The sequence below is a fragment of the Variovorax multivorans genome, assembly GCF_051216835.1.
Taxonomy (GTDB): domain Bacteria; phylum Pseudomonadota; class Gammaproteobacteria; order Burkholderiales; family Burkholderiaceae_C; genus Variovorax.
Genome location: NZ_JBPJZL010000006.1, coordinates 525,007 through 548,396 on the forward strand (window position 1 = coordinate 525,007; position 23,390 = coordinate 548,396).

The window sequence follows — 23,390 nt, forward strand, 5'->3', positions numbered from 1 at the left end:
CCGCGCGTAGAGTGCGGGCGATCTCAACCCGGAGGGCCATGTGAGCAAGGCAAACATCAAGGTGGGCATAGGTGGCTGGACCTACGAACCCTGGCGCGACAACTTCTATCCCAAGGGGCTCGCGCACGCGAAGGAGCTGAACTATGCGAGCCGCAAGGTCAGCGCCATCGAGATCAACGGCACCTACTACAGCACCTTCAAGCCCGAGACCTTCAGGAAGTGGCACGACGACACGCCGGCCGACTTCATGTTCTCGCTCAAGGCCTCGCGCTTCGCGACCAACCGCAAGCTGCTGTCGGGCGCGGGCGATTCGATCAAGCGCTTCATCGACAGCGGCGTGGCCGAGCTCGGCGACAAGCTGGGGCCTATCGTGTGGCAGTTCATGCCGACCAAGCAGTTCGATGCGGAAGACTTCGAGGCCTTTCTCGCGCTGCTGCCGAAGAAGGAGGGCAGCCGCGTGCTGCGGCACGTGATGGACGTGCGGCACGAGAGCTTCATGGTGCCCGCGTACAAGGCACTCGCGAAGAAGCACAAGGTGTCGACCGTGTTCACCGACGCCGACAAGTTTCCGTCCTTCGAGGAGCCCGAAGGCGATTTCGCCTATGCGCGGCTCATGATGGCCGACGCCAAGCTCAAGACCGGCTACGCGCCGAAGGCGCTGGACACCTGGGCCGAGCGCGCGCAGGGCTGGGCCGTGTCGCCGAAGAAGCGCGACGTGTTTGTCTACTTCATCAATGGCGCCAAAGAAAAGGCACCGGCCGCGGCCGGTGCCCTGCTGGAGCGCTTTGGGTGGACCCCGCCGAAAGCTTGACGGGCTTCAGGCTGCGGAGTGCAGCGACGGCTTGGCGCCGAAGCTGATTTCGCCGGAAAGCTGGCCGCCTTCCTCGATCACGATCTTGCCGTAGCGGATCTTGCCGGTGACCTTGCCGGTCGAGTGGATCACGAGCTTTTCACGCACCGTGAGGCTGCCGTCGAATACGCCGCGGATTTCGGCGATGTCGATTTCGGCCGAGCCCTTGAACTCGCCCTGCTCGGCGATCTGCATCAGGCGCGAGTCCATGGTGGCCTCGACGAGGCCTTCGACCACGAGCGTGTCGCAGTCGGTGATCTCCACGCCCTTGAGCTTGATGTTCGGGCCGACGGTGAGCTTGCTGCCGCCTTCCTTGGCGGCTGCAGATGCTGTTGCAGCAGCGGGGTTCAGGCCGCCTTGCTGTGCGGTCAGCGACGAGGGATTGACGGGGGTTCCGGAGAGATTGGTGCCCGAACCGACGAGCGGTGCGGGGCGGGATGTCAACGAGTCGGTGTCACGATCACGCTTGCCGAAGAAGGGGGACTGTGTAGCCAAAGGGGAGCTCCTCAAGAAAGGGACTATCGTAAGAACGCACTCATGGCCTGCGGCACTTCATTGCGCAAGAAGCGTAACTGAATAAATCGACTGTGGACATGACAATGCGGCGTCATGAGCCTTCCGAACTCCGAAACTCCTTCCGCCACGCACCCCTCGCGCGCCATCTCGTCGGCTACCGACTCGCGCTTCGACAAGCCCGCGCACGGCTGGCGGCGCACGCTGTTCACGGTGATCTTCGAGGCCGATACGCGCGCGGGCTTGTGGTTCGACCTGGCGCTGATCGCGGTCATCGTCACCAGCGTGCTGGTGGTGATCCTCGACAGCGTGCAGTCGATCCGCGAGCAGTGGCGGCCGCTGTTCAATGCGCTCGAATGGGTGTTCACCATTCTCTTCACGCTGGAGTACATCGCGCGGCTGTGCTGCGTGAACAAGCCACTGCGCTATGCGCTGAGCTTCTACGGCGTGATCGACCTGCTCGCGCTGCTGCCGACCTTTCTGGTGGCCTTCGCGCCCGAGATGGCGTACCTGATCGACGTGCGCATCCTGCGGTTGTTGCGTGTGTTCCGCATCTTCAAACTATCGCGCTACTCGGTGGAGTACCGCGCGCTGGTGTCTGCCGTGGCATCGAGCCGGCGCAAGATCACTGTGTTCGTCGGCTTCGTGATGCTGGTGGTGCTGGTGATGGGCACGCTGATGTACGTGGTCGAGGGGCCGGTGCACGGCTTCACGAGCATTCCGGTGGCGATCTACTGGGCCATCTCGACGATGGCCACGGTGGGCTTCGGCGACCTCGTGCCCAAGACCGACCTGGGCCGTGCGATCGCCTCGGTGATGATGCTGCTGGGCTGGGGCGTGCTCGCGGTGCCGACCGGCATCGTGACTGCGGAGATGGCGCGGCGCGGGCCCGACGACGAGGCGATGCCGGTGGCGTCGCGCGGCATTCTCGCGATGACGGCGCCCGCGCCTGCGGTGCCGTCGAAGCGCGTTACGCCTTCGGCCAGACGACGCGCCCTTGCGCAGCATCGTCGAGACGGGCGATGAAGGCATCGGCGTCGGGTTCGGGGAGCGAGAAGGCGAAGGCCACGTCGTCGCCGTGCTGCACATCGTCGAGCACCGCGCCAGCGGCGGCGAGTTCGCGCCGCACCAGTCCTTCGAGCGCGTAGGGCACCGAGCAACCGAGGCTGCGCTGGCGCACCAGCGGCACGAGCGTGGCGCCGAGCAGGGCCTGCGCGACCGCATCGGTGTAGGCCCGCACGAGGCCGCCCGCACCCAGTTTCACGCCGCCGAAGTAGCGCACCACGGTCGCGAGCGCGCCTTCGACCTGCTGGTGGCGCAGCACTTCCAGCATCGGCCGGCCGGCCGTGCCGCCGGGCTCGCCATCGTCGTTCGCGGCCGACTGGCCGCCGGCCATCAGGGCCCAGCAGACGTGCGCGGCCGCGGGGTGCTCGGCGCGCAGCGAGGCGACCACTGCCAGCGCGGCCGCGCGGTCGGCCACCGGTTGCACGCAGCCGATGAAGCGGCTCTTCTTGATGAGCAGCTCGCTGTGAACCGGCTGTGCAAGCGTGAAGCTCATCCGGTGGTGGTGCGTTGCGCGGGGCTCAGCCGCCGCCGCGCTCGAACTTGAAGACCGCCGTGCTGGCGCGCGCGTTGGGCAGCCAGCGCACGTCGCGCCCATCCTGCAGGCCGAAGGCGTCGAGCACGCGCAGGTTGTTCTTGCCGGCCAGCACCTCGAAGTCCTTGAAGGTGCCGACGCGGATGTTGGGCGTGTCGTACCACTGGTAGGGCAGGCGGCGCGTCACAGGCATGCGTCCGCGCGCCACGCTCAGGCGGTTGGGCCAGTGCGCGAAGTTGGGAAAGGCGACAACGCCGATGCGGCCGACGCGCGCGGTCTCGCGCAGCATCACTTCGGCATTGCGCAGGTGCTGAAGCGTGTCGATCTGCAGCACCACGTCGAAGGAGGCGTCGTCGAACATCGCCAGGCCTTCGTCGAGATTGAGCTGGATCACGTCGACGCCGCGGCGAATGCACTGCAGCACGTTGCCGTCGGCGATCTCCACGCCATAGCCGGTGCAGCCGCGCTCGCGCTGCAGCAGGTCGAGCAGGGCGCCGTCGCCGCAGCCGAGGTCGAGCACGCGCGAGCCTTGGGGCACGAGCTCTGCAATCAATCGTTGATGTTCGAGGTCGCTCATTGGAACTCCTTCGCGACGCGTTCGAAGTACGAGCGCACCACGCCCATGTAGCGCACGTCGTCGAGCAGGAAGGCATCGTGGCCGTGCGGCGCGTCGATCTCGGCGTAACTCACGTTGCGGCGGTTGTCGAGCAGCGCCTTCACGAGTTCGCGGCTGCGCGCGGGCGAGAAGCGCCAGTCGGTCTTGAAGCTCACGAGCAGGAACTTGGCCGTGGCCTGGGCCAGCGCGGTGCTGAGCTTGCCGCCGTGGCTGCGCGCGGGGTCGAAGTAGTCGAGCGCGCGGGTGATCAGCAGGTAGGTGTTGGCGTCGAAGTACTCGCTGAACTTGTCGCCCTGGTAGCGCAGGTAGCTTTCGATCTGGAACTCGACGTCCTGCGTGGAGTAGCGGTAGTCGAGCCCCGCCACCTCGCCCTCGACGGCGCTGCGCAGGATGCGGCCGAACTTCTCGTTCATCACGTCGTCGCTGAGGTAGGTGATGTGGCCGATCATTCGCGCGATGCGCAGGCCGCGCTTCGGGATCACGCCGTGTTCGTAGAAGTGGCCGCCGTGGAAGTCAGGGTCGGTCACGATGGCGCGGCGCGCGACTTCGTTGAAGGCGATGTTCTCGGCCGTGAGGTTGGGCGCGCTGGCCACCACTACGGCGTGGAGCACGCGGCTGGGGTATTGCAGCGTCCACGACAGCGCCTGCATGCCGCCGAGGCTGCCGCCCATGACGGCCGCGAGCGTCTGGATGCCGAGTGCGTCGAGCAGCGCGGCCTGCGCGTCGACCCAGTCTTCGACGGTGACCACCGGGAAGTCGGCGCCGTAGACGCGTCCGGTGGCGGGGTTGATGTGCATCGGGCCGGTCGAGCCGAAGCAGGAGCCGAGGTTGTTGACGCCGATGACGAAGAAGTGGTCAGTGTCGACAGGCTTGCCGGGGCCCACCATGTTGTCCCACCAGCCCTCGGAGCGGGCCTGGCCCTGGTAGACACCGGCCACGTGGTGCGAGGCATTGAGCGCATGGCACACCAGCACAGCGTTGCTGCGATCGGCGTTCAGGGTGCCGTAGGTTTCGTAGGCGAGCGTGTAGTCGCTGATCGACGTGCCGCTACGCAGGGCCAGCGGGCCTGCGAACTGCATCGACTGCGAGGTGACGACCAAAGGTGGTGACGACGACATGAATGAAAAAACCCGGCCTCGCCAAAAACGAGCCGGGTCTGCCGCGCCTGTCTTTAGCTGAATTTATAAAGCGCCCGCAAGCTGAAGCAAATCGGCGCAAGGGGCAGTATATCGCCCCGTCGGATAACTACCAGCCGATGATCATGATGATGCCGAGCACCAGGAAGATCGCGGCGGAGATGGCATGCACGAGCTTGATCGGCACGCGCCGCACGATCTTCTCGCCGAGCCACACCACCGGCGCGTTGGCCAGCATCATGCCCAGCGTGGTGCCTGCGACCACCCAGAAGTAGTCGTGCGTGAAGCGGGCGGCCAGCATGACGGTGGCGATCTGGGTCTTGTCGCCCATCTCGGCGAGGAAGAACGCGATCACCGTGGTGCCGAAGACGCCGAACTTCGACGCGCCCGGGGCATCGTCGTCGTCGAGCTTGTCTGGAATCAGCATCCAGGCGGCCATCGCGATGAACGAGCCGCCCAGGATCCAGCGCAGCACCTCGGGCCCGAGCCAACGCGTGATGTAGTTGCCGACGGCACCCGCCAGCGCGTGGTTGATGATGGTGGCGGCGAAGATGCCCAGGACGATGGGCCAGGGTTTCCTGAAACGGGCAGCGAGCAAGAGGGCCAGGAGTTGGGTCTTGTCGCCCATTTCGGCGAGCGCAACTACGCCGGTTGCAACGAGAAAAGCTTCCATGATGAACGTGGGGTTCCTTGGGCCGAAGGACGCAATTGACCGTGCAACACCTTCGGCCATATTCCCGAAGTTGCACGGTCAAAGGTCTCGCCAGGTGTGTTCACTGCACGCGCCATGTCCTGTGTGGGGCAGGACAAGTCTGTTGACGCGGGCCCTTCTCGCAAATCGGAAGGCGGCTACTCCCCAATGACGGGGCGAATTCTACATGTAGCGCCAAGGACCTCGCCCAAACATGCAAGTAGGCACTAGCTTTCCAATAGTTTTGACAGGTGCTACCTCAAGACGCAAATTCCCGCTTGCAATTCGGATATTTCACCCATAATGCACGAGCCTCCCTCTTCATTTTGGTCGGGGGGCAGTTCGGTGATCGGTCAGTTTCGCGCGACTCGACGGCTCTCGTTTGAGTGATGCTTTCGGGACTCCATCGCTTTTCTTGATGTGTTTATAGGAGTCCCTTGATGGGCAACAAACTGTACGTCGGCAACCTGCCTTACTCGGTGCGCGACGGAGATCTCGAACAGGCCTTCGGGCAGTTCGGCGCAGTGACCAGCGCCAAGGTCATGATGGAACGTGACACCGGCCGCTCGAAGGGCTTCGGCTTCGTCGAGATGGGCAGTGACGCGGAAGCACAAGCAGCAATCAACGGCATGAACGGCCAGCCCCTGGGTGGCCGCAGCGTCGTCGTCAACGAAGCACGTCCGATGGAAGCACGTCCCCCGCGCAGCGGCGGTGGTGGCGGCTACGGCGGCGGCGGCGGTGGTGGTTATGGCGGCGGTGGTGGCGGAGGCTACGGCGGTGGTGGTGGCGGCTACGGTGGTGGTGGCGGTGGCCGCTCCGGCGGTGGCGGCGGCTACGGCGGCGGTGGTGGTGGCCGCAGCGGTGGCGGCGGTGGTGGTGGCGACGGCGGTTTCCGCAGCCCCTACGGCGCCGGTCCCCGTGGCGGTGGCGGCGGTGGCCGCTCCGGCGGCGGTGGTGGCGGCGGCTACGGTGGTGGCGGCAACAGCGGCTACTAAGCCCTGGGCTCCCAGGCACACAGACAAAAGGCTCCCTCGGGAGCCTTTTTCAATGGGCGATCGCCCGGCGCTTGTTGCTCAGGCTTCACCGCTTCGCTTCTTGCGTTCGCGCCCTTGCACCGCCCGATCGAGCACGGCGTTGGGCAGCATGCGCATGATCTTGGCGATCACGCCCATCTGCCAGGGAATCACGCGGTAGCTCGTGCCGGCCTCGATGGCGCGCAGTGCCTGGGCCGCAAAATCTTCCGCCTTCATGAGAAAAGGCATGCCGTACCGGTTGCCCTGCGTGAGCGGCGTGTCGATGTAGCCCGGGCAGAGGGTGACGACCTTGACCCCGCTATTGAACAGCTCGCCGCGCAGGCTCTCGCAGTACGCCACCACGCCGGCCTTGCTGGCGCAGTACGCGCCATGCCCCGGCAATCCGCGGATGGACGCCACGCTGCCGATGCCCACCAGCCGCCCACTGCCGCGCTGCACCATTGCCTGCACGAACGGGTGGAAGGTGGCGGCCAAGCCGACGTTGTTGGTGGCGAAGGTCTGCGCCAGCACATCGAGGTCGGAGCGCTCGGCCGTGTCGATGCCGACGCTGATGCCGGCATTGGCGATCACCACATCGGGTAGCCCCTGCTGCGCGATACAGGCGTTGCCGGCGGCGACGATGCTGTCGGTCTGCGCCACATCGGCGCTGTAGATCCGGTAGCGGTCTGCGCTCAGCTGGCGGGCGCTCGCCCACGCTTCGATCTCCCCCGTGCGCCGGGCGACCAGTGCCAGGCGATAACCCGCGTCGTAGAAGCTCGCGGCCAGCGCCTGGCCGATGCCGCTCGATGCGCCGGTGATGAAGACAAGCGGGGACGTGGTCATGCAGGAGTGTCTTCTTCAGCGCTTCTTGGCGGGAGCAGGAGCGGCCGGAGCCGCCGACGGAATCAGCACGCCGCGCACCCGGCCGTTCAGATTGGCCACGCCGCTCAGGTTGTCGTAGTCGAGCGTGTCGCCGGTGAACTGGTCGGTGCCGCGAATGAGCGTGACCGGCTTGTTCGACGTGACGCGTTCGGTGTCGACATAAGCGTGCAGGAACTCGCCGCGGAACTCGAGGCGCGGCGCAGGCTTGCCGTTCGGGCCCACCGAAGGATCGCGAATGACGATCGCATTGCCGAACAACTGGACCTCGCTGCCGTCGGAGTTCGACAGGCCGCGGTCGGCCGACCCGCGCGTCACCAGGCCCTCGGGCGACACGCTGCGCATGCGCACCTTGTCGATCTCGATGGTGTCGGTGTCGGGGTAGTGCCGGCCTTCGACGCCATGCAGTTCGCTGCGCAGGTCGCCGTTGGGCAGGAAGTTCTTGATGACGAAGTCGCGCATGAAGTAGTCGGGCTCATGCGTAGGCGCGACCTTGGCCGTGGGCTCCAGCAGCTTGGGTGCGTTGCGCACCAGCCAGTAGGTGCCGAGCGCGACGGCAGCCGTGAGGATGATCGGCAGGTAGATCGTGGCGCGATCGAGGACTTCGCGCACCATGCCCCATGCGCGTTTCAAATTGCTCATGTGGTCGGGCCTCGGGCAGCGTCGAGCATCGCGCGGTATTGGCCGCAGGCTGTGAGCAGCAGGTCGCAGAACTCTCGCGCCGCGCCTTCGCCACCGCGCGCCTGGGTGACGTAGCGCGCAATGCCGCGCACTTCCACGTGAGCATTGGCCGGCGCCGCCGCGAAGCCGACGCGCGTGAGCACCGGCAGGTCGGGCCAGTCGTCGCCGATGGCCGCGGCCTGCGCCCACGTAAAGCCGAGTTGGTCGAGCATGGCCTGCGCGGCGGGCAGCTTGTCTTCGGTGCCGTAGCGCACGTGCTCGATGCCCAGCGCTTCGAGCCGCACGCGCAGCGGCTTCGAATCGCGCCCCGTGATCACGGCCGGCACGATGCCGGCCTTGCGCAGCAGCTTCAGGCCGTAGCCATCGAGGATGCTGAAGCGCTTGAGCGTTTCGCCGTGCTCGGTGAAGTACACGCCGCCATCGGTCAACACGCCGTCGATGTCGAAGAAAACGATGCGCACGTCCTGCGCGGCGAGCAAGGTCTCGGCCTGGAACTCGAGCGGCATCAGATGACCTTCGCGCGCATCAGGTCGTTGGTGTTGATCGCGCCGACGATCACCCCCGCGCCGTCGATCACGAACAGGCGGGTGATGCCGCATTGCTCCATCAGCTCGGCAGCTTCCACCGCCAGTGCGTCGACGCGGATGGTGCGCGGGTCGCGGTGCATGACGTCGACCGCCTTGGGGCTGCGCAAATCAGCGCCCGCTTCGATCAGCCGGCGCAGGTCGCCGTCGGTGAAGATGCCCGAGGCGCGGCCGTCGGGCTCGATCACCGCGGCGGCGCCGAAGCCCTTGATGCTCATCGCGCGCATCAGCTCGCTGATGTTGGCCGACGGCGGCACGCGCGGCACTTCGTCGCCCGAGCGCATGACGTCGCTCACGTGAGTGAGCAGCTTGCGCCCGAGCGCGCCGCCCGGGTGCGAGCGCGCGAAGTCTTCCGAGCCGAAGCCGCGCGCGTCGAGCAGCGCCACGGCCAGCGCATCGCCCATCGCCATCTGAGCGGTGGTGCTGGCGGTGGGGGCGAGGTTGAGCGGGCAGGCTTCCTTTGACACGCCCGCGTCGATCACGATGTCGGCATGGCGGGCGAGGGTGGATTCGGGGCGGCCGGTCATGGCGATCAGGGGCACGCCCTGGCGCTTGACGACCGGCAGGATGACGGTGAGCTCGTCGACCTCGCCGCTGTTGGAAATGGCCAGCACCAGGTCGACCGCCTTGATCATGCCGAGGTCGCCGTGGCTGGCCTCCGCCGGGTGCACGAACATCGCGGGCGTTCCGGTAGAGGCAAGGGTGGCGGCGATCTTGCGGCCGACGTGGCCGCTCTTGCCCATGCCCATCACGACCACGCGGCCGCGCACTTCGAGGATCTTGCGCACGGCATCGACGAAGCTCGGGCCGACGCGGTCTTTCAGACCGGTGACGGCTTCGGCTTCGATGTCGAAGGTGAGGCGTGCCCGAGCAAGGATGGCTTCGGGGTCGACCACTGGGGCCGGAACGGGGCGGGAGCTCATCTGCGGATTTTACGGGCCGGCCGGCGCCCGGGATCACATGGCCCGGGGAAGCCCGGGGCACGGACATTGCTCTAGCATCGGCGCCTATGTCTTCGTTCGATCTCACGCTGTTGTATCTCCTGGCCGCGGTGATCGGCGTGGTGGCGTGCCGCTCCCTCAAGCTGCCGCCGATGCTGGGCTATCTGTCGGCTGGCGTGTTGATCGGGCCGCACGCCTTCGCGCTGGCGCAGAACACCGAAGGCATCCAGCACCTGGGCGAATTCGGCGTGGTGTTCCTCATGTTCGTGATCGGGTTGGAGTTCAGCCTGCCGAAGCTGCGCGCGATGCGAAAGCACGTGTTCGGGCTGGGCCTGCTGCAGGTGCTGCTGACGATGTCCATCGCCACGGTCGGCGCGCTGCTGATCGCCCGGCTGCTGCTGCCCCCGACATGGCAGTTGGGCTGGCAGACCGCGCTGGCGCTGTCGGGCGCGCTCACCATGAGCAGCACGGCCATCGTGGTCAAGCTGATGGCCGAGCGGCTCGAGCTCGAGAGCGAGCACGGCAAGCGCGTGATGGGCGTGCTGCTGTTTCAAGACTTGGCCGTGGTGCCGCTGCTGGTGCTGATTCCCGCACTGGGCGCGCCGCCCGAGGCTCTGGCCAAGGCGCTGGGCCTTGCGCTGCTGAAGGCGAGCTTTTTGATCGGCGTGCTGCTCTACGGCGGCCCGCGCATCATGCGCTGGTGGCTCACGCTGGTGGCGCGGCGGCGCAGCGAAGAACTCTTCATCCTGAACGTGTTGCTGATCACGCTGGGCCTGGCCTGGCTCACCGAGCTGGCCGGCCTGAGCCTGGCGCTGGGCGCGTTCATCGCGGGCATGCTGGTGTCGGAAACCGAATACAAGCACCAGGTCGAGACCGACATCCGCCCCTTCCACGACGTGCTACTGGGGCTGTTCTTCATCACCGTGGGCATGTCGCTCGACTGGCACATCGTGGTCGAGCGCTGGCTGCTGGTGGGCGTGCTGCTGCTGGTGCCGCTGGCGTTCAAGCTGGGGCTGGTAACGGTGCTGGCGCGGGTGCTCGGCGCCACCTCGGGCGTGTCGCTGCGCACCGGCCTGTACCTCGCGCAGGCGGGCGAATTCGGCTTCGTGCTGCTGACGCTGGCGCAGGAACGCAGCCTGCTGCCGCCGTGGCTGGCCAACCCGGTGCTGGCGTCGATGGTGCTGTCGATGCTGGCCACGCCTTTCATCATCATGTACAGCAATGCCATCGTGCGAAAGCTCGTGGCCAGCGACTGGCTGCAGCAGTCGCTGCAGATGACGAGCATCGCGCGCAAGACCATCAACACCGCGCAGCACGTGATCATCTGCGGCTACGGGCGCTGCGGCCAGAACCTGGCACGCATCCTCGAACGCGAGGGCATCCCGTACATGGCGCTCGACCTCGACCCCGATCGCGTGCGCCAGGCCGCCGCCGCCGGCGACTCGGTGGTGTTCGGCGACGCGGCGCGGCTGCAGGCCCTGATGGCCGCGGGCCTGGCGCGCGCCAGCGCCGTGGTCGTCACTTATCTCGACGTGCCGGGCGCGATGAAGGTGCTGGCCAACACGCGCGCCCATGCGCCGCACGTGCCGGTGATCGTGCGCACGCAGGACGACCACGACTTGGAAAAGCTGCAGGCCGCGGGCGCGACGGAGGTGGTGCCCGAGGCCATCGAAGGTTCGCTGATGCTCGCGAGCCATGCGCTGGCGCTGGTCGGCGTGCCGATGCGGCGCGTGATCCGCGTGGTGCAGGACCAGCGCGATGCCCGCTACAACCTGCTGCGCGGCTACTTCCACGGCGCCGACGACGACAACGCCGACGAGATCGACCACGAGCGCCTCAACAGCTTCACCCTCAATGCCGGCGCACGTGCGGTCGGCCAGACGCTGGAACAGGTGGCGCTGCACACGCTGGGCGTGCGCGTCGCCAGCCTGCGCCGGCAAGACGGCCAGCCGCGCGCGCTGGCCGACAACCCGGTGCTGTCGGACGGCGACACGCTGGTGCTGTCCGGCAAGCCAGCCGCGCTGGCGATGGCCGTGGAGCGGCTGCAAAAAGGCTGACGATCCAGCAGCCTTCGCTTCGGTCCCGACCGATCAGTTGATCAGGCTCGGGTTGCGCTTTTCTTCTTCGAGTCGCTGCTGACGACGTACCGCTTCGCACTGCGCATGGGCCTTGAACTCGGGCTTCAGGCACTGGGCCGCCATGCACTGCGCCTTGGCGACGAAGTTGCGGTCGCCGCACATGGCCTGAGGCTCGGCCGGGGCGGCGGGCGCCGGCGGCGGAGCGGGAGCGGCGACCGGAGCAGCGGGTTCGGGCGCGTTCGACGGCTGCACGGCGGCGGCGGTTGCCTGCTTGCGCGGCTTGGCAACGGGCTTCGGTGCCGGTGCGGCTTCCGCAGCAGGCGGCGTCTCGGCTGGCTCGATGGGCTGGGGGTCCGCTGGCGCCGCGGGCGCTACAGGCGGTGACGACTCGGTCGGCGGCGGCAGCGGCGGGGCTGCGGGAGTCTCGACGGCCGATGCGGCACCTTCGGCGGCGGCAGGCGCCTTGCGCGTTCCGTAGCCATACCAGCCCGCGACGATCATCGCCATCGCGACCACCAGCAGGCCGAGCCACAGCAGGATCACGCGCCCGCGCGGCGGACGGTCGACCGGCACGGACTGCCGGACTTTGATCCGGCGTCTCTTCTTCATTTCGGGCTTCGAGGCCCAGGTCGACTCCAGCCCCGGCGACGCAGCGGGCGGCGCAGGCGAGCGCGGCAACCCGTCGTCGTGCACCATCAACACGGTCTGTGCGTGTTCGTCGTTCTGCCGCGCGGCGGGCGTCCGGCTGAAGAACGACGAGCGCGCGGGCGGCGGCGGCTCGTCCGGATCGAACAGCGGCGCCGGAATGGTCGGCGCGCGCAACTGGGCGGGCGCGGTGGTGGCCCATTCGCGTTCGGGGCTCGGCGGCGGCGGAATCCGGTCTCCCGCGGCCGACAGCTTGACGCCGCAACTCCTGCAGAAATTCGCGCCGTCACGGTTTTCCGTGCTGCAGACCGGACAGATCAAGGCCATGGCTTACTTGCTGACTACTCTCTACTCTCGGGGTCCAGAACGGAAACTGGCTTGCTGGTCGACTATCCGGTGGTGGGTGGGCGATCGGGGTTTCGTCAGGTCACGGCGACGCGCTTGGAGCGGTGCGCCATGCGCTTGGCGATCACGGCGCCGAGCGCCATCGCGATCTCCAGCGCCATGTTGGGCTGGCGGTTCGACATTTCCGCAAAGCGGATCGCCGTGAGCCGCCACACGCGGCCCGCACCCGTGACCACAACATTGGCCGAATGCGGCTGCCGCGAGAAGAACGAGCCTTCGCCGACCACCGAGCCGGGCGTGAGCACGGCCAGCCGCATCTGCTCCTTGCTGCTGACGCGGTGCACGCTGATGGCGCCGCTCTCGATGAAGAACACCGAACGGTCGGGCGTGCCCTGCTCGATCAATATGTCACCGACGCCGGCATCGATGGGCTGCAGATAGCCCGCCAGCGTTTCCCACTGCTGGACATTGAACGTCAACGCAAACGCGTCGGTGCTCATGTTCTCCGCGATGGCGCGGCTCAGGTTCTGGATTGACATGTTTCTTCGGCCCCCGATGTGAGCCGAAGTATCCGCGATGGCCGCAAGGTTCGGCTACAACTGTTTACGTTTTTCAGGTCGCTTGTAGCTATTTACCAATGCAGAAGCGCGAAAAGATGACCCCCAGCAGGTCGTCCGCGCCGAATTCGCCGGTGATCTCGTTCAGGGCGTTCTGCGCCAGCCGCAGCTCTTCGGCCAGCAGATCGAGCAGCTGGGCCTGCGCCGCCAGGTGGCTGGCGGCCAGCGCCAGGTGCGTTCCGACCCGGGCCAGCGCCTGCACGTGACGCGCCCGCGCGAGGTACACGCCCTCGGGCACGGCCTGCCAGCCGGCCATGGCCAGCAGCTGTTCGCGCAGGGCCTCGATGCCCAGGCCGGTCTTGGCGGACAGGGCGATGCCTTGTTCGGGGCTGGTGGCGGGCGCCGCGTCCTGCTTGTTCCAGACATCGAGCACCGGCACGCTCGCGGGCAGCTTCTGTTGCAGGCCGGCCAGAATCTCCGCATCGGCGGCGGCGTAGTCGTCCAGGTGCGCACGCGTCAGGTCGTGCAGGAACAGCACGGCATCGGCGCTTTCGATCTGGTCCCAGGCACGCGCCACGCCGATCTGCTCGACCTCGTCGCTGCTTTCGCGCAAGCCGGCGGTGTCGGCCACGTGCAGCGGCACGCCGTGGATCTGGATGGTCTGCGAGACCACGTCGCGCGTAGTGCCCGCCACCGCGCTCACGATGGCCAGCTCGGCGCCGGCCAGCGCGTTGAGCAGCGAACTCTTGCCCGCGTTGGGCTGGCCCGCGATCACGACCTTGATGCCCTCGCGCAGCAGTGCGCCCTGGCGCGCGCGCTGTTGCACCGCGGCGAGTTGCGACTGCAGCCTTGCCAGCTGCCCGGTGGCATCGGCCTTTTGCAGGAAGTCGATTTCCTCTTCCGGAAAGTCGAGCGTGGCCTCCACCAGCATGCGCAGGTGGATCAGCGCGTCGCGCAGCGTGTGGATCTCGCGCGAGAACGCGCCCGACAACGAGCGTCCGGCGCTGCGGGCGGCCGCCTCGGTGCTGGCGTCGATCAGGTCGGCGATGGCCTCGGCCTGCGCTAAATCGATCTTGCCGTTGAGAAACGCCCGCTGGCTGAACTCGCCGGGCTCGGCCACCCGCAGGCCGGGCAGGCGGGGGCGGCCGGTGACAGGATCGGGCTCGGCCGCTGCTTCGAGGCAGCGCGCCAGAAGCAGCTGAAGCACGACCGCGCCGCCATGGGCCTGCAGTTCGAGCACGTCCTCACCAGTGAAGGAGTTCGGCGAGGGAAAGTGAATGGCAAGGCCGTGGTCGACCGGCTCGCCGTCCGCATCGCGGAACGGCAGATATGTGGCCTCGCGCGGCTTGAGCGCGCGGCCGCACAGGGCGTCGATCAACGGCGTCAGCTTTGCGCCCGACACCCGCACGATGCCGACCGCCCCGCGCCCCGAGGCAGTAGCGATGGCGACGATGGGGTCGGTGGTACGGGCGAGCATGGGGCGGATTCTTTCAGCAAAAAGGGCCGCTGACGCGGCCCTTCGTGGGATGGCTGGGGTGGTATGCGGCTACTTCGTGCCGAGCACGCCCAGTCGCTTGTTGATGAACCACTGCTGCGCGATCGACAGCACATTGTTCGTGATCCAGTACAGCACCAGGCCGGCCGGGAAGAAGATGAACATCACGCTGAACGCGAGCGGCATGATCCACATCAGCTTGGCCTGCATCGGATCGGGCGGCGTCGGGTTGAGCCAGGTCTGGAACAGCGAGGTGGCCGTCATCACGACCGGCAGGATGTACCAGGGGTCCGGTGCCGACAGGTCGGTGATCCAGCCGATCCACGGTGCGTGACGCATTTCGACCGACGACAGCAGCACCCAATAGAGCGCGATGAACACCGGGATCTGGATCACGATGGGGAAGCAGCCGCCCATCGGATTGACCTTTTCGGTCTTGTAGATCCGCATCATTTCCTGCTGCATTTCCTGCGGCTTGTCCTTCAGCCGCTCGCGCATTTCCATGATCTTCGGGTTGATGGCCTTCATCTTGGCCATGCTGGCGTATGCCTTGGCGTTGAGCCAGTAGAAGGCCGCCTTCAGCAGCACCACCAGCGCGACGATCGACCAGCCCCAGTTGCCCAGGATGCCGTGCAGCTGGTTCAGCAGCCAGTACAGCGGCTTGGAAATGATCGCGAAGATGCCGTAGTCCTTCACCAGGTCCAGGCCGGGGGCGATGGCTTCGAGCTTCTTTTCTTCTTCGGGACCGGCGAACAGCGCGCTGTTCACGACCTGCGTGGCGCCCGGGGCGATCTTCGGCAGCGTGGCCACCATGGCAACGGTGAAGAGGTTGTCGCCCAGGTCCTTCACGCGGAACTCGCGGCGCAGCTGTTCGCTGGCCGGGTCGCCCTTGAGCAGCCAGGCCGACACGAAGTAATGCTGCACCATCGCGATCCAGCCGTCGTTGGCCGGCGGAGGCGGCTCGATCTTGCCCTTGGCGATGTCCTTGAAATCGAGCTTGTGGAACTTCTTCTCGTTGGTGTACGCGGCCGGACCGGTGAAGGTGTTGGTGCCGAACATCGTGCTGGCGGCCACAGTGCCGTGGCGCAGCAGCTGCATGTAGAGCTGCGCGTCGCGCGGCTGGTCGCTCACGTTGACGACTTCGTGGCGCACGCCGATGGTGTAGTCGCCGCGGTGGAATACGTAGGTCTTGATGTACTTCAGGCCGCCGACGGGGGCGCTTTCGAAGCCCACTTCCAGCGTGTTCTGGCCATCGGCCATTTCGCGCGGACCGGCCTTCGGCGTCATCGGCGTCAGGTGGTTGGGAAAGCGCTCACCGGTGTCGACCTGGTTCAGCAGGCCGGTCTGCGCGACGTAGCGGGTGGCGGGCGAGCCGTTTTCGAACAGCACCACATGCTTGGTGCGGTCGGCTTCGTCGTACTTCAGCAGCTCGAGGTGGTTGACCGTGGCGCCTTCGCTGTCGATGGTTGCCTTGAACAGGTCGGTGGTCACGCTGACCTGCTCGCGCGGCGCGGCCGCGGCGGCTTGCGTGGGCACGGCGCCTGCGTTGCCGCTGGTGCCGGATGCGGTCGGCACGCCGTTGTTGCTGGCTGCAGGTGCGTTGGCCGGAGCTGCGGCCGTGGCGGCCGGCTTGGTCGACGGCAGGAAGGTCGGCTTGTTGCCGTTGAAGACCTGCCATTGGTCCCACAGCAGCACCAGCGAGAACCCAAAAATCACCCACAGTATCGTGCGGCGGATATCGTTCATGACGAAGACTTCTTGTCGGAGGAGAGAAGAGACGAAAACAGCGATCCTGACTTGTCAGTGCGACGCTGTGATTTCGGTGGAACCGGATCGTGGCCGCCCTGGCACCAGGGCTGGCAGCGCGCGATGCGGTGCAGAGTCAGGTAGCTGCCCTTGAGCGCGCCATGCACCTCGAGCGCCTCGATCGAATACACGGAGCAGGTCGGCGTGAAGCGGCACGACTGGCCGAGCCAGGGGCTCAGCAGCAGACGGTAGGCCTTCACGAGGCCGATCAGCAGGCGTTTCATGGCGAAGAAGAAGGTGCCGCAGGCGCCGCGGGAGTGCGCGCAGCCCGCGCCAGCAGTTGCTGGAGCTCGGCGCGCACGGCGGCCTTGAGCTTGTCCGAGGTGGCGCTCACGAATTCCTTGCGGTCGAAACCGGCGCGCAGGCGCACCACGTGCGCAGCACGCGGCAAGGCGACGCCGGGAGCAGCACTCACGGCGTAGATCTGACGCTTGATGGCATTGCGCGTGACAGCACGACGCGCCCAGCGCTTGGGCACCATGGCACCCAGCCAGACATCGTCGGACGCGAACAACGGCTGCGCGCTCGATGCGAGATCGAGCGCACAGCGATGCAATGCGAAATGAGCAGTGCGCGCCACGGTGGCACCTGCGAGGACGGCCTGGAATTGCGCGCGGGTCTTGAGCCGCTGCATGGAAGCCGGGCTGTGCACGTCATTGCCGGTTGGACCGGAAGCGCTGGCTGCGGGAGCCTGCGCTGACGTGTCGGCTGCTGGCAACGGCAGGTGGTCTGCCGTCAGACGGCCAGGCGCTTGCGGCCCTTGGCGCGGCGTGCGTTGATGACGGCACGGCCGCCGCGGGTCTTCATGCGGACCAGGAAGCCGTGGGTACGGGCGCGGCGGACTTTGGATGCTTGGTATGTGCGTTTCATGATGGTTCCAGATTCCCTGATTTCCGCATGAAAAAACCTGCGGGCGCTGGGGAGCGTGTTTCGGATGGCCCCCGAAAGACGCAATGAGGTTTTCAGGGAAACCCGCAATTATCGCAAACATTGGCCGCCGGAACAATCTTCGAGCAGATTTGCGGGCCTTTCGGCATACCGGCCAGCGTGTGGATAAGGTTTTGACAAGTTAGAATGCCGAGCGCCTTCCAGCAGAGAATATCCACAATACCTATACCAAAAATGCCCGAGGGTCTCATCACTTTTTCAAGCGCCCATGTCGACTGACGGCATCGGCGAAAGCCTGTGGCAGGCCTGCGTCGACCAGCTCGCGCAGGAGCTGTCCGAGCAGCAGTTCAACACCTGGATCAAGCCCCTGACAGCGCAGGTCGCCGACGACCTGTCGCGCATGACGGTGTTCGTTGCGAACCGCTTCAAGCTCGACTGGATTCGGGCCCAGTACGCCGGCAAGATCGCCGCCATGGCCGAGAAGATGTACGGCCAGCCGGTTGCCATCGAGTTAGCGCTCGCTCCGCGCGAAGTGCCCGTGCGCTCTGCACCCGTGGCCGTCATGACCGAAACGGATGTGCCGCGCGACGTGGCTGGTCCGGGCGAGGAGCCGGCCGCGGCCGGCTTCAAGAACCGCCTGAATTCCGGCCTCACTTTCGACACCCTGGTCGAGGGCACGGCCAACCGCATGGCGCGCGCCGCGGCCATGCACGTGGCCGGCATGCCGGGCCATCTTTACAACCCGCTTTTCATCTACGGCGGCGTCGGCCTGGGCAAGACCCACCTGATGCACGCTGTGGGTAACCGGCTGCTGGCCGACAAGCCGGATTCCAAAGTTCTCTACATCCACGCCGAGCAATTCGTCTCGGATGTGGTCAAAGCCTATCAGCGCAAGACTTTCGATGAGTTCAAGGAGCGCTACCACTCGCTCGATCTGTTGCTGATCGACGATGTGCAGTTCTTCGCCAACAAGGACCGGACGCAGGAAGAGTTCTTCAACGCGTTCGAAGCCCTGCTCGCCAAGAAGTCGCACATCGTGATGACCAGCGACACCTATCCGAAGGGGCTGGCCGACATCCACGAACGCCTGGTTTCGCGCTTCGATTCGGGCCTCACGGTCGCCATCGAGCCGCCCGAGCTCGAAATGCGCGTGGCCATCCTGATCAACAAGGCGCGTGCCGAATCAGCCGAAATGCCGGAAGAAGTGGCCTTCTTCGTCGCCAAGAACGTGCGCTCGAACGTGCGCGAGCTCGAAGGCGCGCTGCGCAAGATCCTGGCTTACTCGCGCTTCAACCAGAAGGAGATCTCGATCGCCCTGGCGCGCGAGGCGCTGCGCGACCTGCTGTCGATCCAGAATCGGCAGATCTCCGTCGAGAATATCCAGAAGACGGTGGCCGACTACTACAAGATCAAGGTCGCCGACATGTACAGCAAGAAACGCCCGGCCAGCATTGCGCGGCCGCGGCAGATCGCGATGTACCTGGCCAAGGAGCTCACGCAGAAAAGCCTGCCGGAAATCGGTGAGCTGTTCGGTGGGCGCGACCACACGACGGTGCTGCACGCGGTGCGCAAGATCTCGGGCGAGCGCCAGCAGCTCACCGAGCTCAACCAGCAGCTCCACGTGCTCGAGCAGACGCTCAAGGGCTGACCGCCGAATGTCATCAAGGGTGCCCCTCGCGACAGCGGAGAATGGCGTCTTACAAGCTGATTCAAAGAGATAGAGAAGAGGAAGAAGACATGATCGTTTTGAAGGCAAACCAAGACAAAGTCCTCGCCGCGCTGCAGTCGGTGGCGGGCATCGTGGAGCGGCGTCACACCTTGCCGATCCTGGCGAACGTGCTGATCCGCAAGACCGGCGGCCAGCTGCAGCTGACCACCAGCGACCTCGAAATCCAGATCCGCACCACCGCCGAGCTCGGTGGCGACGAAGGCAACTTCACCACCACCATCGGCGCGCGCAAGCTGATCGACATCCTGCGCACCATGCCGGCCGACCAGACCGTGAGCCTCGAATCGAGTGCGAGCAAGCTGGTGCTCAAGGGCGGCAAGAGCCGTTTCACGCTGCAGTCGCTGCCCGCCGAAGACTTTCCGCTGGTTCAGGAAGCCGCCAATTTCGGCCCCGTGTTCAGCGTGCCGCAAAAGACGCTGAAGGACCTGCTTTCGCAAGTGTCGTTCGCCATGGCCGTGCACGACATCCGCTACTACCTGAACGGCATCCTGTTCGTTGCCGAAGGCAAGCAGCTGAGCCTGGTGGCCACCGACGGTCACCGCCTGGCGTTCTCGTCGGCCACGCTCGACGTCGAAGTGCCGCGCCAGGAAGTCATCCTGCCGCGCAAGACCGTGCTCGAAATGCAGCGCCTGCTGTCCGACGCCGAAGGCGCCATCGAGATGCAGTTCGCGAACAACCAGGCCAAGTTCAGCTTCGGCGGCATGGAGTTCGTCACCAAGCTGGTCGAGGGCAAGTTCCCCGACTACAACCGCGTCATCCCGAAGAACCACAAGAACACCGTCACGCTGGGCCGCGCGCCGCTCCTGGCCAGCCTGCAGCGCACCGCCATCCTGACCAGCGAGAAGTTCAAGGGCGTGCGCCTGAACATCGAGCCGGGCACGCTGCGCATCGCGTCGAACAACGCCGAGCAGGAAGAAGCCCAGGACGAGCTCGACATCGACTACGGCGGCGACGCCATCGAAATCGGCTTCAACGTGACCTACCTGATCGACGCGCTGTCGAACATGGACCAGGACATGGTCAAGCTGGACCTTGCCGACTCCAACAGCTCGGCCTTGTTAACCATCCCCGAGAACGCATCTTTCAAGTACGTCGTGATGCCGATGCGTATCTAGAAAACACACCACACAGCGCCTTGCGCATACAGCCCGCGGCCCTCCGCGGGTTTGCGCTTTCAAGAGGCTGCGAATTGAGCTTTTGAGAGCCCGAAATATCACGTGAATGCCGTGAGAGTTAGAGGAATATCCGAATGAGTGCTGAAGAAAACAAGCCCGACGTGCCCCACACCGAGCCCGTCTACATCCCCGAGATCGACACCGTGGCCCCCGACACCAGCTACGGCGAAGGCTCCATCACGATCCTCGAAGGGCTTGAAGCCGTGCGCAAGCGCCCCGGCATGTACATCGGCGACACCTCCGACGGCACCGGCCTGCACCACCTGGTGTTCGAAGTCGTCGACAACTCCATCGACGAGGCGCTGGCCGGCCATTGCGACGACATCGTCGTGACCATCCACAGCGACAACTCGATCTCCGTTACCGACAACGGCCGCGGCATCCCGACCGGCGTGAAGATGGACGACAAGCACGAGCCCAAGCGCTCGGCTGCGGAAATTGCGCTCACCGAACTGCACGCCGGCGGCAAGTTCAACCAGAACAGCTACAAGGTCTCGGGCGGCCTGCACGGCGTGGGCGTGAGCTGCGTGAACGCGCTGAGCGTGATGCTGCGCCTCGTGGTGCGCCGCGAAGGCAAGATCCACGAACTCGAATTCAGCCGCGGCTTCGTGCAGAACCGCCTGCTCGAGACGGTGAACGGCGTCGAAGTCTCGCCCATGAAGATCATCGGCGACACCGACAAGCGCGGCACCGAGGTGCACTTTCTGCCCGACACGCAGATCTTCAAGGAGAACTCGGACTTCCACTACGAGATCCTCAGCAAGCGCCTGCGCGAACTGAGCTTCCTGAACAACGGCGTGCGCATCCGCCTGAAGGACGAGCGCACCGGCAAGGAAGACGACTTCTCCGGCGCCGGCGGCGTGCGCGGCTTCGTGGAGTTCATCAACAAAGGCAAGACCGTCCTGCACCCGAACTCGTTCTACGCAGAGGGCGAGCGCCCGGCCGACACCTACGGCGGCATCCCCGGCACGCACATCGGCGTCGAAGTGGCGATGCAGTGGAACAGCGGCTACAACGAGCAGGTGCTGTGCTTCACCAACAACATCCCGCAGCGTGACGGCGGCACCCACCTCACCGGCCTGCGCGCCGCGATGACCCGCGTCATCAACAAGTACATCGAAGAAAACGAGTTCGCGAAGAAGGCAAAGGTCGAAGTCACCGGCGACGACATGCGCGAAGGCCTGTGCTGCGTGCTGAGCGTGAAGGTGCCCGAGCCCAAGTTCTCGAGCCAGACCAAGGACAAGCTGGTGTCCAGCGAAGTGCGCGCGCCGGTGGAAGACATCGTCGGCAAGCTGCTGACCGACTACCTGCAGGAACGCCCGAACGACGCCAAGATCATCTGCGGCAAGATCGTCGAGGCCGCCCGTGCCCGCGAAGCCGCCCGCAAGGCCCGCGAAATGACGCGCCGCAAGGGCGTGCTCGACGGCATGGGCCTGCCCGGCAAGCTGGCCGACTGCCAGGAGAAAGATCCGGCGCTGTGCGAGGTCTACCTGGTGGAGGGTGACTCCGCCGGCGGCTCCGCCAAGCAGGGCCGCGACCGGAAGTTCCAGGCCATCCTGCCGCTGCGCGGCAAGATCCTGAACGTCGAGAAGGCACGCTACGAAAAGCTGCTCACCAGCAACGAAATTCTCACGATGATCACCGCGCTGGGCACCGGCATCGGCCGCGCTGGCGCGACCACCGCGGGCGGCGGCGCGGACGACTTCAACGTCGCCAAGCTGCGCTACCACCGCATCATCATCATGACCGACGCCGACGTCGACGGCGCCCACATCCGCACGCTGCTGCTCACCTTCTTCTACCGCCAGATGCCGGAGCTGGTCGAGCGCGGCCATATCTACATCGCGCAGCCTCCGCTGTACAAGGTGAAGGTCGGTAAGGAAGAGCAGTACCTGAAGGACGGCCCCGCGCTCGACGCCTTCCTGCTCAAGGTGGCGCTGAAAGACGCGAGCCTGCAGACCGGCGGCGCCAACTCCACCACGCTGAGCGGCGACACCCTGGGCGAGCTGGCGCGCAAGCACCAGGTGGCCGAGGCCGTGATCGCGCGCCTGCGCAACTTCATGGACGCCGAGGCGCTGCGCGCCATTGCCGACGGCGTGGCGCTCGACCTCGACACCACGCCCGCCGCCGAGGCATCGGCCGTTGCGCTGCAAGCCAAGCTGCGCGAGCTCAACACCACCGGCATTCCGGCCGAGGTGAGCAGCGAGTTCGACGCGCGCACCGACAAGCCGCTGCTGCGCATCAGCCGCCGCCACCACGGCAACATCAAGAGCAGCGTGCTCACCCAAGACTTCGTGCACGGCGCCGACTACGCCGCGCTCGCCGAAGCCGCCAACACCTTCCGCGGCCTGTTGAGCCCCGAAGGCGCGCTGGTCAAGCGCGGCGAAGGTGAACGCGCCAAGGAAGAAAAGGTCGACGACTTCCGCCAGGCCATGAAGTGGCTGATCGGCGAAGCCGAACGCGCCACCTCGCGCCAGCGCTACAAGGGCCTGGGAGAGATGAACCCCGAGCAGCTGTGGGAAACCACGATGGACCCGACCGTGCGCCGCCTGCTGCGCGTGCAGATCGACGATGCGATCGAGGCCGATCGTGTGTTCACGATGCTGATGGGCGACGAGGTGGAGCCGCGTCGCGAGTTCATCGAGCAGAACGCGCTGCGGGCCGCGAATATCGACGTGTGAGCCTGTAGGTTCTCAGAATAGATGCAAACATTCTCACGACTTGCAAATCGGGCTGCTGGCCGCCACGGAAACCGTGTCGCAGGGACGCGGTAGGGGTTCTCGAGTACGACTACGGTCGGTCAGAAGGAGAGTCATCCTTCGACGGGCCGGGGCGTCGAAGGCTAATACCTGTGCGTCGATCTCGATGCCGGCGCCCACCGATCGCGGAGGGAAAGAGGCCTTCGCTGATAATCAACTCGGCGCTGGCACGTTGACCCAACCGGATTTAACTCCGAGCGTTCGATCCGTTCCACGAGTAGCCTGGGTACTTGCATTGCGGCGACTGAACACTTGTCTTCTCGAGTGCGTGGTCGTTCATGTCTGCAAGGTTGAAGAAGACGATCATCTGCCCATTCGCGCCCCCCGACGGAAACCGAAATCTGAGCACGATGGCGCCAATTCATGCGCCGATCCATTTCGTTTTATTACAGACCGGCTCCGACCGGCCTGC

23 protein-coding genes and 1 riboswitch are annotated in these 23,390 nt (G+C 65.9%); of the genes, 7 read left to right on the plus strand and 16 right to left on the minus strand.

Going from position 1 to position 23,390, the window contains the following annotated elements; translation table 11 throughout:
• Positions 1–40 precede the first annotated feature (40 nt).
• Positions 41–811: a DUF72 domain-containing protein gene (locus tag ACSFCA_RS18670; RefSeq protein WP_435460245.1), complete on the plus strand. Its 771-nt coding sequence runs from the start codon at positions 41–43 to the stop codon at positions 809–811.
• Positions 812–817: 6 nt separating this feature from the next.
• On the opposite strand, the gene ACSFCA_RS18675 is transcribed toward ACSFCA_RS18670, so the two are convergent.
• Complete coding sequence (locus ACSFCA_RS18675) at positions 818–1,345, minus strand: bactofilin family protein (RefSeq protein ID WP_435460244.1); 528 nt, start codon at positions 1,343–1,345, stop codon at positions 818–820.
• A gap of 114 nt (positions 1,346–1,459) precedes the next feature.
• On the opposite strand from ACSFCA_RS18675, the gene ACSFCA_RS18680 reads away from it, so the two are divergent.
• On the plus strand, positions 1,460–2,389 hold the full coding sequence (locus ACSFCA_RS18680; RefSeq protein ID WP_435460243.1) for an ion transporter: 930 nt from the start codon (positions 1,460–1,462) through the stop codon (positions 2,387–2,389).
• Here the strand turns inward: ACSFCA_RS18680 and ACSFCA_RS18685 are convergent.
• The 4 genes from ACSFCA_RS18685 to ACSFCA_RS18700 all read right to left on the minus strand — a co-directional run bounded on the left by ACSFCA_RS18685 (position 2,334) and on the right by ACSFCA_RS18700 (position 5,385).
• Positions 2,334–2,921, minus strand: coding sequence for an IMPACT family protein (locus tag ACSFCA_RS18685; protein WP_435460242.1), 588 nt, complete (start codon positions 2,919–2,921; stop codon positions 2,334–2,336). The two genes, ACSFCA_RS18680 and ACSFCA_RS18685, sit on opposite strands and share 56 nt — an antisense overlap.
• 25 nt (positions 2,922–2,946) lie before the next feature.
• On the minus strand, positions 2,947–3,537 hold the full coding sequence (gene metW / locus ACSFCA_RS18690) for a methionine biosynthesis protein MetW (protein WP_093055000.1): 591 nt from the start codon (positions 3,535–3,537) through the stop codon (positions 2,947–2,949).
• The gene (gene metX, locus ACSFCA_RS18695; RefSeq protein WP_435460241.1) at positions 3,534–4,694 is read right to left on the minus strand and encodes a homoserine O-succinyltransferase MetX; all 1,161 of its coding nucleotides are present in this window, start codon (positions 4,692–4,694) and stop codon (positions 3,534–3,536) included. The genes metW and metX overlap by 4 nt, the downstream gene beginning before the upstream one ends.
• A gap of 127 nt (positions 4,695–4,821) precedes the next feature.
• Positions 4,822–5,385, minus strand: a complete 564-nt coding sequence (locus tag ACSFCA_RS18700) for a TMEM165/GDT1 family protein (RefSeq protein WP_258352090.1) — start codon at positions 5,383–5,385, stop codon at positions 4,822–4,824.
• Between the two features lie 9 nt (positions 5,386–5,394).
• A riboswitch (yybP-ykoY riboswitch) is annotated at positions 5,395–5,582 on the minus strand.
• Positions 5,583–5,843: 261 nt separating this feature from the next.
• Here ACSFCA_RS18700 and ACSFCA_RS18705 point away from each other — a divergent pair.
• Positions 5,844–6,398, plus strand: coding sequence for an RNA recognition motif domain-containing protein (locus ACSFCA_RS18705; RefSeq protein WP_435460240.1), 555 nt, complete (start codon positions 5,844–5,846; stop codon positions 6,396–6,398).
• Between the two features lie 78 nt (positions 6,399–6,476).
• On the opposite strand, the gene ACSFCA_RS18710 is transcribed toward ACSFCA_RS18705, so the two are convergent.
• From ACSFCA_RS18710 to ACSFCA_RS18725, 4 genes are read right to left on the minus strand one after another with little or no spacing between them, the layout of a single operon-like run.
• Entirely contained in the window at positions 6,477–7,259 is a 783-nt protein-coding gene (locus tag ACSFCA_RS18710; RefSeq protein ID WP_435460239.1) for an SDR family oxidoreductase, read from the minus strand.
• A 15-nt stretch (positions 7,260–7,274) separates the two neighbouring features.
• On the minus strand, positions 7,275–7,937 hold the full coding sequence (lptC, locus tag ACSFCA_RS18715; protein WP_258352087.1) for an LPS export ABC transporter periplasmic protein LptC: 663 nt from the start codon (positions 7,935–7,937) through the stop codon (positions 7,275–7,277).
• A complete protein-coding gene (locus ACSFCA_RS18720; protein WP_258352086.1) occupies positions 7,934–8,482 on the minus strand; it encodes a KdsC family phosphatase in 549 nt (182 codons plus the stop codon). The genes lptC and ACSFCA_RS18720 overlap by 4 nt, the downstream gene beginning before the upstream one ends.
• Positions 8,482–9,483, minus strand: a complete 1,002-nt coding sequence (locus ACSFCA_RS18725; RefSeq protein WP_093054988.1) for a KpsF/GutQ family sugar-phosphate isomerase — start codon at positions 9,481–9,483, stop codon at positions 8,482–8,484. The genes ACSFCA_RS18720 and ACSFCA_RS18725 overlap by 1 nt, the downstream gene beginning before the upstream one ends.
• Before the next feature lie 86 nt (positions 9,484–9,569).
• Between ACSFCA_RS18725 and ACSFCA_RS18730 the strand changes: the two genes are divergently transcribed.
• Positions 9,570–11,558, plus strand: coding sequence for a monovalent cation:proton antiporter family protein (locus ACSFCA_RS18730; protein WP_258352084.1), 1,989 nt, complete (start codon positions 9,570–9,572; stop codon positions 11,556–11,558).
• 33 nt (positions 11,559–11,591) lie between these two features.
• On the opposite strand, the gene ACSFCA_RS18735 is transcribed toward ACSFCA_RS18730, so the two are convergent.
• From ACSFCA_RS18735 to rpmH, 7 genes are all read right to left on the minus strand, one after another.
• Positions 11,592–12,551, minus strand: coding sequence for a zinc ribbon domain-containing protein (locus tag ACSFCA_RS18735; RefSeq protein WP_435460238.1), 960 nt, complete (start codon positions 12,549–12,551; stop codon positions 11,592–11,594).
• A 95-nt stretch (positions 12,552–12,646) separates the two neighbouring features.
• Positions 12,647–13,108, minus strand: coding sequence for a Crp/Fnr family transcriptional regulator (locus tag ACSFCA_RS18740; protein ID WP_093054982.1), 462 nt, complete (start codon positions 13,106–13,108; stop codon positions 12,647–12,649).
• Positions 13,109–13,196: 88 nt separating this feature from the next.
• Positions 13,197–14,603, minus strand: coding sequence for a tRNA uridine-5-carboxymethylaminomethyl(34) synthesis GTPase MnmE (gene mnmE / locus ACSFCA_RS18745; RefSeq protein WP_435460237.1), 1,407 nt, complete (start codon positions 14,601–14,603; stop codon positions 13,197–13,199).
• A 69-nt stretch (positions 14,604–14,672) separates the two neighbouring features.
• Complete coding sequence (gene yidC / locus ACSFCA_RS18750) at positions 14,673–16,367, minus strand: membrane protein insertase YidC (protein WP_435460236.1); 1,695 nt, start codon at positions 16,365–16,367, stop codon at positions 14,673–14,675.
• On the minus strand, positions 16,364–16,651 hold the full coding sequence (gene yidD / locus ACSFCA_RS18755; RefSeq protein ID WP_093054976.1) for a membrane protein insertion efficiency factor YidD: 288 nt from the start codon (positions 16,649–16,651) through the stop codon (positions 16,364–16,366). Before yidD ends, yidC begins: the two co-directional genes overlap by 4 nt.
• Positions 16,648–17,061, minus strand: coding sequence for a ribonuclease P protein component (locus tag ACSFCA_RS18760; RefSeq protein ID WP_093054974.1), 414 nt, complete (start codon positions 17,059–17,061; stop codon positions 16,648–16,650). The genes yidD and ACSFCA_RS18760 overlap by 4 nt, the downstream gene beginning before the upstream one ends.
• Positions 17,062–17,162: 101 nt before the next feature.
• A complete protein-coding gene (gene rpmH, locus ACSFCA_RS18765; protein ID WP_007834827.1) occupies positions 17,163–17,297 on the minus strand; it encodes a 50S ribosomal protein L34 in 135 nt (44 codons plus the stop codon).
• A 286-nt stretch (positions 17,298–17,583) separates the two neighbouring features.
• On the opposite strand from rpmH, the gene dnaA reads away from it, so the two are divergent.
• From dnaA to gyrB, 3 genes are all read left to right on the plus strand, one after another.
• Entirely contained in the window at positions 17,584–18,963 is a 1,380-nt protein-coding gene (dnaA, locus tag ACSFCA_RS18770) for a chromosomal replication initiator protein DnaA (protein ID WP_019653666.1), read from the plus strand.
• Positions 18,964–19,052: 89 nt separating this feature from the next.
• The gene (dnaN, locus tag ACSFCA_RS18775) at positions 19,053–20,159 is read left to right on the plus strand and encodes a DNA polymerase III subunit beta (RefSeq protein ID WP_093054972.1); all 1,107 of its coding nucleotides are present in this window, start codon (positions 19,053–19,055) and stop codon (positions 20,157–20,159) included.
• A gap of 134 nt (positions 20,160–20,293) precedes the next feature.
• Positions 20,294–22,900 (plus strand): DNA topoisomerase (ATP-hydrolyzing) subunit B, encoded by a 2,607-nt coding sequence (gyrB, locus tag ACSFCA_RS18780; RefSeq protein ID WP_093054970.1) that lies wholly within the window; start codon positions 20,294–20,296, stop codon positions 22,898–22,900.
• Positions 22,901–23,390 lie beyond the last annotated feature (490 nt).